The organism is Peribacillus phoenicis (assembly GCF_047238085.1).
In the GTDB taxonomy this organism is placed as follows: Bacteria; Bacillota; Bacilli; order Bacillales; family DSM-1321; genus Peribacillus.
Genome location: NZ_JBDFMF010000003.1, coordinates 1 through 11,682, shown reverse-complemented (window position 1 = coordinate 11,682; position 11,682 = coordinate 1). Strand labels below are relative to the sequence as shown.

General features: G+C 32.7%; 19 protein-coding genes. 2 read left to right on the top strand and 17 right to left on the bottom strand.

Features of this window, described 5'->3' with window-relative positions; genetic code table 11:
* Nucleotides 1-197: 197 nt before the first annotated feature.
* Both ABC374_RS27215 and ABC374_RS27210 read right to left on the bottom strand, forming a co-directional pair.
* Nucleotides 198-320 carry a hypothetical protein gene (locus ABC374_RS27215; RefSeq protein ID WP_413020500.1) on the bottom strand — a complete coding sequence of 41 codons (123 nt, stop codon included), beginning with the start codon at nt 318-320 and terminating at the stop codon, nt 198-200.
* A 434-nt stretch (nt 321-754) separates the two neighbouring features.
* Nucleotides 755-949: a hypothetical protein gene (locus ABC374_RS27210; protein ID WP_413020499.1), complete on the bottom strand. Its 195-nt coding sequence runs from the start codon at nt 947-949 to the stop codon at nt 755-757.
* 143 nt (nt 950-1,092) lie between these two features.
* Here ABC374_RS27210 and ABC374_RS27205 point away from each other — a divergent pair, with 143 nt between their 5' ends.
* Both ABC374_RS27205 and ABC374_RS27200 read left to right on the top strand, forming a co-directional pair.
* Nucleotides 1,093-1,257, top strand: coding sequence for a carbon storage regulator (locus ABC374_RS27205; RefSeq protein WP_413020498.1), 165 nt, complete (start codon nt 1,093-1,095; stop codon nt 1,255-1,257).
* 63 nt (nt 1,258-1,320) lie between these two features.
* Nucleotides 1,321-2,145, top strand: a complete 825-nt coding sequence (locus tag ABC374_RS27200) for a flagellin N-terminal helical domain-containing protein (RefSeq protein ID WP_252279108.1) — start codon at nt 1,321-1,323, stop codon at nt 2,143-2,145.
* Between the two features lie 297 nt (nt 2,146-2,442).
* Here the strand turns inward: ABC374_RS27200 and ABC374_RS27195 are convergent, their stop codons facing one another.
* The 15 genes from ABC374_RS27195 to ABC374_RS27125 all read right to left on the bottom strand — a co-directional run bounded on the left by ABC374_RS27195 (nt 2,443) and on the right by ABC374_RS27125 (nt 11,518).
* Nucleotides 2,443-2,928, bottom strand: coding sequence for a hypothetical protein (locus tag ABC374_RS27195; RefSeq protein WP_413020497.1), 486 nt, complete (start codon nt 2,926-2,928; stop codon nt 2,443-2,445).
* Nucleotides 2,928-3,326, bottom strand: coding sequence for a hypothetical protein (locus ABC374_RS27190; RefSeq protein WP_413020496.1), 399 nt, complete (start codon nt 3,324-3,326; stop codon nt 2,928-2,930). Before ABC374_RS27190 ends, ABC374_RS27195 begins: the two co-directional genes overlap by 1 nt.
* A gap of 14 nt (nt 3,327-3,340) precedes the next feature.
* Complete coding sequence (locus ABC374_RS27185; protein WP_413020495.1) at nt 3,341-3,688, bottom strand: hypothetical protein; 348 nt, start codon at nt 3,686-3,688, stop codon at nt 3,341-3,343.
* Nucleotides 3,689-3,913: 225 nt separating this feature from the next.
* Nucleotides 3,914-4,084, bottom strand: a complete 171-nt coding sequence (locus ABC374_RS27180) for a hypothetical protein (RefSeq protein ID WP_413020494.1) — start codon at nt 4,082-4,084, stop codon at nt 3,914-3,916.
* 241 nt (nt 4,085-4,325) lie between these two features.
* A complete protein-coding gene (locus ABC374_RS27175; RefSeq protein ID WP_413020493.1) occupies nt 4,326-4,589 on the bottom strand; it encodes a hypothetical protein in 264 nt (87 codons plus the stop codon).
* Entirely contained in the window at nt 4,586-5,098 is a 513-nt protein-coding gene (locus ABC374_RS27170) for a hypothetical protein (protein WP_413020492.1), read from the bottom strand. The genes ABC374_RS27175 and ABC374_RS27170 overlap by 4 nt, the downstream gene beginning before the upstream one ends.
* A gap of 31 nt (nt 5,099-5,129) precedes the next feature.
* Complete coding sequence (locus tag ABC374_RS27165) at nt 5,130-5,279, bottom strand: hypothetical protein (protein ID WP_413020491.1); 150 nt, start codon at nt 5,277-5,279, stop codon at nt 5,130-5,132.
* A gap of 130 nt (nt 5,280-5,409) precedes the next feature.
* Complete coding sequence (locus tag ABC374_RS27160; protein ID WP_413020490.1) at nt 5,410-6,870, bottom strand: fibronectin type III domain-containing protein; 1,461 nt, start codon at nt 6,868-6,870, stop codon at nt 5,410-5,412.
* Between the two features lie 13 nt (nt 6,871-6,883).
* Nucleotides 6,884-8,134 carry a hypothetical protein gene (locus ABC374_RS27155; protein ID WP_413020489.1) on the bottom strand — a complete coding sequence of 417 codons (1,251 nt, stop codon included), beginning with the start codon at nt 8,132-8,134 and terminating at the stop codon, nt 6,884-6,886.
* Nucleotides 8,135-8,358: 224 nt separating this feature from the next.
* On the bottom strand, nt 8,359-8,523 hold the full coding sequence (locus tag ABC374_RS27150; RefSeq protein ID WP_413020488.1) for a hypothetical protein: 165 nt from the start codon (nt 8,521-8,523) through the stop codon (nt 8,359-8,361).
* 67 nt (nt 8,524-8,590) lie between these two features.
* Nucleotides 8,591-8,770 carry a hypothetical protein gene (locus ABC374_RS27145; RefSeq protein ID WP_413020487.1) on the bottom strand — a complete coding sequence of 60 codons (180 nt, stop codon included), beginning with the start codon at nt 8,768-8,770 and terminating at the stop codon, nt 8,591-8,593.
* A 15-nt stretch (nt 8,771-8,785) separates the two neighbouring features.
* Complete coding sequence (locus ABC374_RS27140) at nt 8,786-8,953, bottom strand: hypothetical protein (RefSeq protein WP_413020486.1); 168 nt, start codon at nt 8,951-8,953, stop codon at nt 8,786-8,788.
* Between the two features lie 669 nt (nt 8,954-9,622).
* Nucleotides 9,623-9,892 (bottom strand): hypothetical protein, encoded by a 270-nt coding sequence (locus ABC374_RS27135; RefSeq protein ID WP_413020485.1) that lies wholly within the window; start codon nt 9,890-9,892, stop codon nt 9,623-9,625.
* Nucleotides 9,893-9,987: 95 nt separating this feature from the next.
* Nucleotides 9,988-10,173, bottom strand: coding sequence for a hypothetical protein (locus ABC374_RS27130; RefSeq protein ID WP_413020484.1), 186 nt, complete (start codon nt 10,171-10,173; stop codon nt 9,988-9,990).
* A gap of 163 nt (nt 10,174-10,336) precedes the next feature.
* On the bottom strand, nt 10,337-11,518 hold the full coding sequence (locus ABC374_RS27125) for a replication initiation factor domain-containing protein (protein WP_413020482.1): 1,182 nt from the start codon (nt 11,516-11,518) through the stop codon (nt 10,337-10,339).
* Nucleotides 11,519-11,682 lie beyond the last annotated feature (164 nt).

Below are 11,682 nucleotides of genomic sequence, written 5' to 3'. Positions count from 1 at the left end.
TACCCATCTTATTTTCGGCTACTAATTCCCTTTTATTTATAGACAAAACTACCAACTCCTTATTTAAGTTACTTAAAATATGAATTTAGGTTACTTAAAGTATACATTTAAGTTACTTAAAGTGCAAGAAAAATTTACTAGTTTTTGAATAAAAGTTACTTAAAGCATATTTTCTACTTTTTAAAATAAAAATAACATTATTTATCCAATATCACTGATACATAAAACAAATAGCATGCTGTTAGAAATCCAAGCATAGCAAGGATGTCTTTTATTAAGACTAATGCTTCTTTCAACTCTTTTTTCATATTTTCTTTCAAGTGTTTCCACCTCTCCACCATGATTTATTCAGAACATAAAATAAAAAATCAAAATCTAAACCTTTTTTTCTTTCCCCTGCGGTAGGCACTCCAAAAAACGAGTTTTTTGAAGGTCATATAGGATGAATGAAATATCATAAGTTGAGGAAATTTGCCAAGGCATAAACTCCCTTCGGTCGGACATTTATACTTGACAACAATTTAAGAGTCAACCGGAAATTTATTTAACCTCGGCATTATTAAAAGGCTCTTTCAACCATAGGAAGCAAATTAAAGAGCAACTCAATGAGCAACCCACACCTTCACATACGTTCATAGACATACCAACATACGGCAATAACCATCAATATAATGGCACCATATAACAAACCATTCGACAACGACTCAGGAACCATTCTAAAGCCGTCTACATTCTTGTTTAAATCCATTACTTATCACCTTTTCCTTTTCTCTGGATCAATATATTTTTTATACATTTCATCCAACGCAGTTCTCAAAATACCAGAAACATGTATCGTACCAAGAGTAGTTTGTTTTTGAAAAAAATCCACCAATTCACTAGCCTTGCTCCAATCTTCATCCGATGGCTTAAACCCTAAAATAGTAGGTTTATCTTTATCTTTAGGCATGTCGAATACCTCCCTTTAAATAATAAAAACAGTTTAACAAAGATTAACCAAATTAAAAACTTACTAAGATTTTTTATGAAACAGTTAAATTTCCACGATAGATAGACGATATAAAGCCTAACACATCAAGGAGGATGATTAATATGGCTTTAGTCATTGGAAGACAACCAGGCGAATCTGTATACATAGGTAACGATATTAAAATCACTGTGGTTTTAAAAGATGATAATATGCTTCGCCTTAAAATTGACGCACCTAAAGATTTAAAAATTGTACGAGAAGAACTACTTGGCAATAATCCCGAATAACGGGTTATTGATAGATTGTCTACAAGGATGTAGACAGCAAAACAAAACATGGAGGTAACACAAATGATTATCAATCACAATATCGCCGCATTAAACACGCACAATCAGTTATCACAAGCAACAAACGCACAATCTAAATCAATGGAGAAACTTGCATCAGGTATGCGAATCAATCGGGCAGGAGACGACGCAGCTGGACTTGCCATATCCGAAAAAATGCGTGGACAAATTCGAGGATTAGACCAAGCATCCCGTAATGCTCAAGATGGTATCTCATTGATCCAGACGGCAGAAGGCGCACTAAATGAAACTCATGACATTCTGCAACGTATGCGAGAACTATCTGTCCAATCTTCAAATGATACAAATACAGCCGAAGACCAAGGGAATTTGGATGATGAATTCCAACAATTAAAATCTGAAATTGACCGTATAGCAAATGAAACTCAATTTAACAAAAAAGCTGTCTTAAAAACTGACCAATCATTAGATATTCAAGTCGGAGCAAATGCCACTGAAAAAATCACTATTGATTGGAAATCTCAAACTACTGCTAAGTTAGGTGAAGATGAAGTTGATATCTCTGGTTTAGCCCTCACAGACAAAGCTACTTCACAAGCCGCGATTACAGGTATAGAGAATGCAATTGCTTCGGTTTCTAAATCACGTTCTAAAATGGGTGCTTTCCAAAACCGTTTAGAACATACAATCAACAACTTAAGCACATCGTCCGAAAATCTAACGGCTGCTGAATCTCGTATTCGTGATACAGATATGGCTAAAACAATGATGGAGCAAACTAAAAATTCTATCTTGGCACAGGCTTCACAGGCTATGCTCGCACAAGCAAATCAGGCACCACAAGGAGTTCTTCAATTACTTCGTTAATAATATTAAAAAGGGATTTCATTTAATGAAGTTCCTTTTTTTATTCCTTCTTTTATTTTCTTTCCTTTATAAAAAATAAAGATAACCATTTTATCTCCATATCATTTTTTTAAATCGACACGTTTAGAAGAAAAGCCAGTGACCCCTTCAGGTTCACTGGCTTGCTAACTAACCACTGCATTTTCATTTCTAATCTGTTCCATATAAGCTTTATTTAATTGCTTTACTTCGCCCATTATCAATTCAAATTCTGGTCTACTCTTCGGATAATCTAAAGGAGTTACCATTTCATAAGTATCAAAAATTTCTTCTCCTATCTTTGCTACTTTTTCCAAAGACAATCGGTTCTTGTCGCAAAAAACTTGCCTGTTCAACATCATAATAATAATAGTTTAAATATCCATTGCTTTTTGAAACGTGAACATAAAAATTTGTTACCGCCCTAACTTTGGAATCAATATTCTCAAAAAGTGGCGAGGTCATCATTAAAGTACATCTCATTTTTCGCAAGAAGAAAACCATATTCACAAAAAATTTAACGCTGTTCAAATTAAAATCACGATTGGACAAATCCATGTGAGATTCATCTAAACAAATGATACTAGAGGGTTGAACTGCCACTGTTTTAAAATCTTCAAATTTCGTAAATGGTAAACTACCTTTTAATCCATAGTTAGAAAAAACAGTGCAACCTGTTTGCTTTTGATACAACAAGGCCTTTATAGACATTCCAACAGTCTTACCTGACCCCATTCTTCCATCAAACATAACCAAGTTACTCATTAATGTAAATCCTTCTCTTTCAATGCCTTAGCTTGTACATCATTGGCACTAGGCATGGACTGGTTAGGGTTTGAAACTGAAGCCTTTAATATTTTATCCAACTTAGCTGTTCCTCGAATTCTATCAGCCATAGTTATTTTATTTACCATATCAAATATCTTTTTCATCGGGGTCATTTGAGGACGAACAGCATTTGCAAACAACGCTATATCTTCTAAACCATTTTCATTTAAAAGAAACCATGCTTTTACTTGATCTTCAGTAAGTGGAACACCATTTTCTTTTGTAAATTGTAGGACTTCCAGCATGTCATTTCCGCCGGAATCCTTCTTTTCAAACATATCTTGACTAATCAAATCTTGAACATTAACCGTAGCTTTTTTATAAGAATCATCCATCTTTTATCTACTCCTTATTTAAAAAATATTAACAGCATAATAATTAACCAAGGTAAGAAAGCCATGAAATCAAAACCTTTATCTTTATCAAACGAAAAAATATTTTTGATCGCAACAGAACGTCTCAATGATTTCAATTTTTCGGCTTCAACTTTAGAAGGTAAATCAAGGTTATACATAAAATGCAAACCACCAGTAGAAAAGTCAAAGAATTTTTTTGCTTCGGAAACTGGCAAAAATCCATCAATATACTCCAAGTCATCATTCACCATATCTAATACTGGATAAGTAACCAAGGTATCTCCATCAACAATAGAAACACTATAATTTTTATACTCTTTGTTTTGTTTTGGTCTAGCCATAATTTAAAAACTCCTTTTTATTTAAACTTACGTAAAAACATGAAATGTAATGGAAGATACAAAAATATAAATATAGCAATCGAAAGACTAGCACCAATTTCAAAAAACGTTTGAAAGACACTCATTTTTTAAAACTCCTTTTTAATGGAAGATACAAAAATATAAATATAGTAATCGAAAAACTAGAGCATGCAAGGAACAACCTGAACAAAATTTCAAAATAACTCATTTTTTTATCTTCAAAAAGATTAGATTCATATTGTCCAGATGTTTTTTAGCATTATCTATAATTTCCGATTCTTCTTTTTTAAAATCATACTGACTTTGTAAATAAGTAAAAAAAGTCTGCATTTGTTTATTGGTCTCCATAAATTGTTTAACTTGATTATTTTTCAAAATGTCACCACCATTTAAAAGTGAGTTTATTTTTTATTCTTCAATCATCAAATCAATCGCACTGCGCACAATCAAAACCAAAAGAAAAACACAATAGAATAATGAAAGATAAGGTTTAATAGAATCACTCGAAATGAAAAAATTAATCGCCCACAAAGGAAGAACAGCTATTCCAAGAATCAGAGAAAATAAAATAGTCCACTTAAAAGTACTAATAATAAGAGAAAAGAATTTCACAATTTCACCACCATTTAACGGTATCTTTAAATTTTATAATGACACCCTGCTGAGCAATAATTATAAAGGTAACTACATAAATAAAGGCTAACAAGCAAACCGTCCCTATAAAAGCTATCCAATAGGGTCCAAGATATGCAAATGGACCTAGATACAAAGAAATGTCTAAAGGACGAGAAACCGGGACTTTTAACTCACTTATATTAGTATAAACTAAGTTTAACCAAGTTAAAAGAGGTTTAAATACAGTATCAATTAAACTTTTCATAATTTGTCACCACCGCCATTATTGGACGGCCCAAAAGGTTGAATATGAACAGAACCACCAAACAAACCAATCATTTTTATTACAAAGTAAAACCACAAAAAAGCAGTCGCAACCATTGGCACAATCGTTAATAGTCCAGTAGGTTGTAATAAATCAATAACCGTTTTAAAGCCCTCATTGGATGCACTGACAAACTTTGAACTTCCATGAATATCTACTGACAACCATGATTTTATCGTCCGAAATACCCCCATTATGAGCGAACCCATAAATTGAAAAGTAGCAACAAAAACTTTCACTACCATAATTACTACTTGAAGACACTTTTCAAAAAAATAAAAAATACCTTCAAAAAAATAAAGTAAATATTTCAAAGGCTTCGCCAGTAAATCAATCAGAATTTGAAAACCACTAGACAGCAATTTAAATAAACCGCCAAAAATCTTCCCGAAAAATTTAAAGATCGCATTGAAACCATCAACAATTTTATCCGCAAATGAAACATTCATTGCTACACCAAACAGAAAATTAAAAAACATATCAACGTGAACCAGAAACTAAAGTTTTCATAAACATTGCAATAGAAAAAACAATCATTAAAGTAAACGTGATAAATATATAATCATCAAAACCATGAATAATTAAATTTAAAAAATTCCCTAGTTCATTTAAAGAAACTGGTTGAATCATAACAGCATATTCCCTCCAATAATAAAACCGCATATTTACATTATTTCTTCAAATATATTTCGTGTTTCATGCGAAAATTTCGCTCAGGATGCACAGCTGCAGGAACACTTTTTCACACGAAACACGAATGTTATTCTAAAAACATCAACTTAATACGTGAAGCAATATAGAAACTTAATGGAATTGCAATAGCAAAGGCAATGATTAACCAGAAAGAAGAAAACCAGTTTTCTACACCTTTCGCAACATCTATTAAATCGTAATCCGTAGACAGTAACGGCATGCCATCCTCATTCGGAATACCCTGTTTTTCCGTAGTCCTTGGACTCTCATTGGAAGATGTATCAACCGCACTAATACTTACGTTATAATCAGTACCATTACTTAAATCGGCTATAGTAAAAAAAGTATTTTTTATAGGAATTGTATTTTGCTTAACCCCATTAACAAAAACGTTATATCCAAGCAAATCGTCCTCTAAATTCTTATTCCATTTCAAATACAAAACTTTATTTCCTGCTTCAACCGTCAACCCTTTTGGAGCATCTGGAGCAACATTATCTTTCCCATCTAAAGTTGTAGCCGTAGTAGTTTGTTTAGTGCCTTCATTTCCATCAGTATCAACCGCAGAAACAGAAAAGGTATAAGAAGTATTCGGGGTTAAACCAATGACTTTATACATACTATTAACAGGAATACTTTCTAACAAAGTACCATTCTTATAAATATTGATTTTGTCCAAATCATCATCATCAGGATTCAGCCATCCAAGTTCTAAAGAAGTATCAGTAATATTGGAAACAGCCAAATCCGTAACATTACTAGGAGGAATTTTACTTGGATCAGGTGGCTCAGCACTAGTAATATCGGTAATATTCACACCACTTGTTTCAAAACCATCATCATACACAGCCGTTAATTTATAGGTATAAGAAGTATTAGGCAAAACATCATCGTCTTTCCAAACATCTATTTCTTTCGCCACATTCGCAATCTTTGTACCATTTTTATAAATGTTAGTTTGAATAAAATTCGGATTATCTTTAGGAGTATTCCAAGTCATAGAAAAAGACTTATCCGTCACAGTAGACAAAACATTAGAAATTTCAGGATGGGCTATAGAAACTGAATCAATAAGAAATTCGGTAACAGATGCACTAGAAGACGAAAGATTTTCTAAATATAAAAATTTAATATCCTTACCTTTCCAACTCTCAATCGCACTTTTAATTCCAGTAGTAACAAACTTCACAGAACCAAGTGATTGTTTATTTGCATCATACGCAGTTAATTTCAAATCGACCGTAGAAAGAAAACCAACATTAAGTTTATTCAGTTTTATTGTTTCATCAAAAACCATAACAACAGAATCGTTTGTCGTATCGGAAATTGCCCCTAAAGTATATTGAACCTTAGTTGTATTACCATCAGAAAGACCAGCAGTATATGGCAAGGGTGTACCATCTAAAACAAAATCAGTAGTAGTAAACATACTACTAGGCTTAACAGTTGCCGCAGAAACACCATATACAGGCAAAAATATAAAAATCGACATTATAAGAATCAAAAATATCGGAACAAATTTTTTCATCAAAACACCTCTATTAATTTTCCGTTTTGTTGTACCAATGTGTTTGATTCATTTGACCGTCTTGACTGTATGAATCTTTGGACAACACATCATCCCTATTAAAATTATCTTGTTGCATTTGTTCATCTTGATGAAATTCATCTGAACCGATAATTGGATCGCGTGAAAGATTATCATCTTTGGATTGTTCTCTATCCTTTTCCAAATCCTTGTCTTTCTCCATTTCTAAATCTTGATGCATTTCATCTTTCGTTTTTTCATCGTCTTTCTTTTGTTCTTCATCTTTCTTTTGTTCTTCATCTTTCGTTTGTTCTTCATCTTTCGTTTGTTCTTCATCTTTCTTTTTTTCTTCATCTTTCGTTTGTTCTTCATCTTTCTTTTTTTCTTCCTCCTTAGTTTGTTCTTTATCTTTTTCTAACTCACTTTCAGCTTTTCCGTCTTCCTCTTTACAAGCACTAAGACCGGACTTATCCCAACACTCGGCAACTTCCGGAGCATCAGGCATAGACCCGGGCTTTTCTGGAGCATCCCCTGCATCTTCAAAATGCTTTTCTTTATCTTCAAACGCATTATTATCATCAGGCAAGCCGTCAACATCAGGAACAGACAAATCAGGCACAGAAGGTAAAGCATCATCAGTCTCCATAATATTTTTATCAGTGATCAATGAATTATCTATACTATCCATAACTCCTTTGATTGCATCTAATTTTCCGCCGTTTTCTTTTATGCTGCCGTTCACCGCATCCAATTTTTCACCATTGGAATTAACAGAGTCATTTATTTTTTCAGCCGTTTTATTTAATTCTTGAATACACTTACAAACCTGATTGGCACAAGCTTCTGGAGAAGACGAATCATTCTCATTAGTGGTTACACTAGAATTACATTTTGGATTAACAATTTCAGTAGCATGAAATCTTAACATCCCTAACTGATTACCAGACGAATCAAAATAAATATCCTCAAAATATGAATTGCATGTCCAGAATTGCCTTCCAGTAACATCATAAGGTGATTCAATGTTTATAACCCATTCTCCGTTCATTTTTGAATAAGTAGAATCTGAATACGTTCTATGAATAATCTTTGTGACTTTAAATCTATTGTAGGCAGTAAGATATTTATCCTCACTAGATACAAAAACAGGGTCAGAGACCACGTTCCCTTCATTTACATAAACTTCAGCCAATGCAGGTTTAACACCAACTACAAACAAGGTAATGCTTAAAGCCACCATGAACAGGTAAATGTTTTTATACATGAAACCGCCCCTTTAATAATCCTCTAACGAATCTTTGAAAGTATAGTAGGTATGGAGTAAACCACAAATTAACAACGTAATTGCAAATAATAGTAAACAATGAAATAGCATATCTTTTTTCACCAACCTAATATTTTTGATACAATAAAACCGAGTAACAAAGAAAAAAGGAGAAAGGGACACCAGCCCTTTCCCCATTTATTAAAAATATAAATTTGTTTCTATTAAGAAACGAAAAGACCTTTTACACGTGATGCTATTAAAAATGCGAGTGGGATCGCAACAGCAAACGCAATGATTAACCAGTAAGCAGAGAACCAGTTACTAACAGCAGTAGCAACGTCAGCCAAGTTATAAGTTAATGAGACCGCAGGAATACCAGTTTCCATATTTCTAAATCCACCATTCTATGTTTTTATTGGTTGTTTTTTAAGAAGTCAGTATGAAAGCTAATAATTAAGAAACGAAAAGACCTTTTACACGTGATGCTATTAAAAATGCGAGTGGGATCGCAACAGCAAACGCAATGATTAACCAGTAAGCAGAGAACCAGTTACTAACAGCAGTAGCCACATCAGCCAAATCATAAGTTAATGTAATTGACGGAATACCTGCTCCAAGGATTAAATTGTTCATATATATTTCACCTCCTTAAAAGTAGGTATTCTTCAAAATCTTAAGGATGAAAAATCCTGCTAAGACTCCAAAAAGTACCCATAATGCAGGTGATAGGGTATCCCAGTTAATCCCGAAAAAATGGAATAAATCTTTTATATCCGGTGAATATTTCACATCGGGTATATTTTCCGAATGTAACATGGAATTCCTCCTATCTCGCTAGACCAAGTAACTTTGCCAACACAAACGCCGCAAAAGCTCCCCCAATAAACAAATAAATTACTGGTAATGCCGAAGCAAAAATATTGTAGCTATATTGCAGAATTTGGGACATTTGTAGGGAAAAACTAATAGTGTTCACCCCATTTAATAATTATTAGTAAGAGAGAAATGACGATAGCAACAAAAGTAAATATTGCAGTAGTTAAAGTTACAAATTCTTTATTCATAAAGAGCCAGTAAAAAGCATCTAAAAACACCATATCCATTATCTTGACCGCCGTCCTATTGTAAATTTGGATAATAATGCTCCGACAATCAAAACAATAAATGGTATAACTATCATGCTATATTGACTCAACATGTTTTCCAATGAGTAACTAAACATTATCGCACCACCTCGAATACCCATTTTAAAAGCATTAAAAGGAATATGGCAGCAAGCAAAAAAGAAATAACCATTTCGCCATATGTGAATGATTGAAAAACTTGGAATGAACCATTCACAGTATCTATAATATAGTTTTTGTAAAAACCATTTAACGCAGTTCCAAATTGTTCACTAACGCTAGGTTCTTCCATACTTTTTTCACAACCTTAAAAGCCTAAGATTTTCATATCCTAGACTTAATCATTAAGAAAGGAATGATGTTATTTTTTCAATTCAACCAATTTATAATAAGCATTATTTTTATAAGCATTTACAGTGGCACTGCATTTGAATACTGAACCCATTGCATATTCTTTTTGAAGAATATTTAATAATTGAAGGTCATCTGCTTTTATTTGAATCGCTCTATCATTAGAAGTTGATTCCGGTTGATAAACATCAATCATAATACTAGTCTTTTCATTACCATCAAATGTAGATTTCTTTACATTTGAATTCATATACACGCCCTCAATCTGTACTAAAGCCATTTTTATTTCTCCTTTTTTACGAACATATATTCTTCGTCGTTTTTTTGTTCTATCTCATTCTAAAAAAAAATTAGGTCAAAAGCAATAGTTATTTTTTATTTTTTTAACAAATCATCTTTTATTGCCTTTTTCAACGCTTCTATTGTCTCATCATCCCAGACCAAATCTGGTACTTTATGTTCGATATTAAATTGATTCAAAAGTTGCACAATTTCAATGTTAGTAAATCTCAAAAAAATATTCGTACTCTTATCTAAAAAGGGTTTTCGAGACCTGCCCATTAATTAATTTCCTCCAGAAATACCATATATTGATACTTGTTAATTTGCTCGTTTTTTAATTTCAGCATACCAAAAAGGGAATAAAATAGCTTTTTCAATTAGCTTTTATTCCCTTTGTTTTTTTATTAGTTTTAAACTATAATTAATTTAACGAAATATTGGGTTATATTTCTCTATCCGATGAATCTTCATGCGACGAAGATTCATTTTTTTGTGTAAATGCAAAATCTTTTGCCAATGTCTTTTGTGCATCTTTACCATAAATTCTCCGAAATTCTTCTATCATCCTCAAATCTTCTTCATCTAATTTCATAGCACCATTTTGCAAAATTTCTGTCATCCAATCGTCACTGATATCTTGATAAGCAAAAAATAAACGTGCAATTGTTCTTGAGACTTGTTCATCAATCCATTTTTTACTTTTAATAATAGAACGGTCAGGCAATGCAGAAGCAATTTGTAATCTCGGAACACCTCTTAAAAAATTATCCCACCAAGGAGCAACTGCCCACCTTCTTTTATTTGAATCCTTTTCATTTGGGACTCTAAAAGTTATGTAATTTTTTAAAACACCCGCAAAATGAACTCCTATATCCACATGATCTGCGTTTAAAATCTGTTTAACCATTGCCTCTGCATAATTTTGCTTGAATCTTAATTCTATCCGAGTCCAATGATAATCAAGTTTTAATTGTTTATTTTTTTCATAAATTGTACATTGAATATTTGAATCATCACTACCAAAATATAATGTTAATCCATTACTTTTCCCATTACTATCAAACTTTCCATAAGGTGTCCAGGAACGAAATTTCATTGTCATTTCACCTTTTAAACACTTATTAAAAACATGCATAATGTCGATATATCCATACAAATCATCACACGCAATATCCAATCTAGTAAATTTAATTACATCATGATTATATAGTAAAGAAAACATATCAAACCAATTATGTACACGTAGCTTTCCATGACTCTGCGTAAATTTTTCATCCTGTACACGCAGCTTTTCATACATATAATCTAAATATCGACAGCCTTGACCAGTTATATCAACGTGAATTCCTTGATTTGACGCGCCTTGATAATAAATATTGATATTTTCAAAAACCAAACTACTAGCATATCCTTCATAATTTCTTCGACCTGCTTTAAACCATTTTCTTTCTATACCGAGGTAATTCTCAAAGAAGTCTAAAACCTCTGAAACCCTTGTCCCATCTGTCTTGAAGGTAAAACCTAACCAATCAATAAGGATACGGAGGGGGGCAGGTTGTGCAGGCACATTACTCGTACATACTACCGGGGTGTTACTAGCCCCCGGTTTTTCCGAAGTCTCCATAATTCATTACTCCCCTCTAGAACTCCATAAATCAGCCTGGAAAATCTCTTTATCTACCAAAGAACGAAAAAATGCTGATTTATTATCGAATTTATTCTCTATCATGTCCCAAACTTCATCCGGTAAAGTAATAGAAACTTTTTTTGTTACTCCTAATGATGGTC

What these genes read in the sequence shown, in the direction of transcription:
- ABC374_RS27210 (WP_413020499.1), bottom strand. Translation starts at nt 949, where the DNA reads ATGCCTAAAGATAAAGATAAACCTACTATTTTAGGGTTTAAGCCATCG.
- ABC374_RS27205 (WP_413020498.1), top strand. Translation starts at nt 1,093, where the DNA reads ATGGCTTTAGTCATTGGAAGACAACCAGGCGAATCTGTATACATAGGT.
- ABC374_RS27200 (WP_252279108.1), top strand. Translation starts at nt 1,321, where the DNA reads ATGATTATCAATCACAATATCGCCGCATTAAACACGCACAATCAGTTA.
- ABC374_RS27195 (WP_413020497.1), bottom strand. Translation starts at nt 2,928, where the DNA reads ATGAGTAACTTGGTTATGTTTGATGGAAGAATGGGGTCAGGTAAGACT.
- ABC374_RS27190 (WP_413020496.1), bottom strand. Translation starts at nt 3,326, where the DNA reads ATGGATGATTCTTATAAAAAAGCTACGGTTAATGTTCAAGATTTGATT.
- ABC374_RS27185 (WP_413020495.1), bottom strand. Translation starts at nt 3,688, where the DNA reads ATGGCTAGACCAAAACAAAACAAAGAGTATAAAAATTATAGTGTTTCT.
- ABC374_RS27175 (WP_413020493.1), bottom strand. Translation starts at nt 4,589, where the DNA reads ATGAAAAGTTTAATTGATACTGTATTTAAACCTCTTTTAACTTGGTTA.
- ABC374_RS27170 (WP_413020492.1), bottom strand. Translation starts at nt 5,098, where the DNA reads ATGAATGTTTCATTTGCGGATAAAATTGTTGATGGTTTCAATGCGATC.
- ABC374_RS27165 (WP_413020491.1), bottom strand. Translation starts at nt 5,279, where the DNA reads ATGATTCAACCAGTTTCTTTAAATGAACTAGGGAATTTTTTAAATTTA.
- ABC374_RS27160 (WP_413020490.1), bottom strand. Translation starts at nt 6,870, where the DNA reads ATGAAAAAATTTGTTCCGATATTTTTGATTCTTATAATGTCGATTTTT.
- ABC374_RS27155 (WP_413020489.1), bottom strand. Translation starts at nt 8,134, where the DNA reads ATGTATAAAAACATTTACCTGTTCATGGTGGCTTTAAGCATTACCTTG.
- ABC374_RS27150 (WP_413020488.1), bottom strand. Translation starts at nt 8,523, where the DNA reads ATGGAAACTGGTATTCCTGCGGTCTCATTAACTTATAACTTGGCTGAC.
- ABC374_RS27145 (WP_413020487.1), bottom strand. Translation starts at nt 8,770, where the DNA reads ATGAACAATTTAATCCTTGGAGCAGGTATTCCGTCAATTACATTAACT.
- ABC374_RS27140 (WP_413020486.1), bottom strand. Translation starts at nt 8,953, where the DNA reads ATGTTACATTCGGAAAATATACCCGATGTGAAATATTCACCGGATATA.
- ABC374_RS27135 (WP_413020485.1), bottom strand. Translation starts at nt 9,892, where the DNA reads ATGGCTTTAGTACAGATTGAGGGCGTGTATATGAATTCAAATGTAAAG.
- ABC374_RS27130 (WP_413020484.1), bottom strand. Translation starts at nt 10,173, where the DNA reads ATGGGCAGGTCTCGAAAACCCTTTTTAGATAAGAGTACGAATATTTTT.
- ABC374_RS27125 (WP_413020482.1), bottom strand. Translation starts at nt 11,518, where the DNA reads ATGGAGACTTCGGAAAAACCGGGGGCTAGTAACACCCCGGTAGTATGT.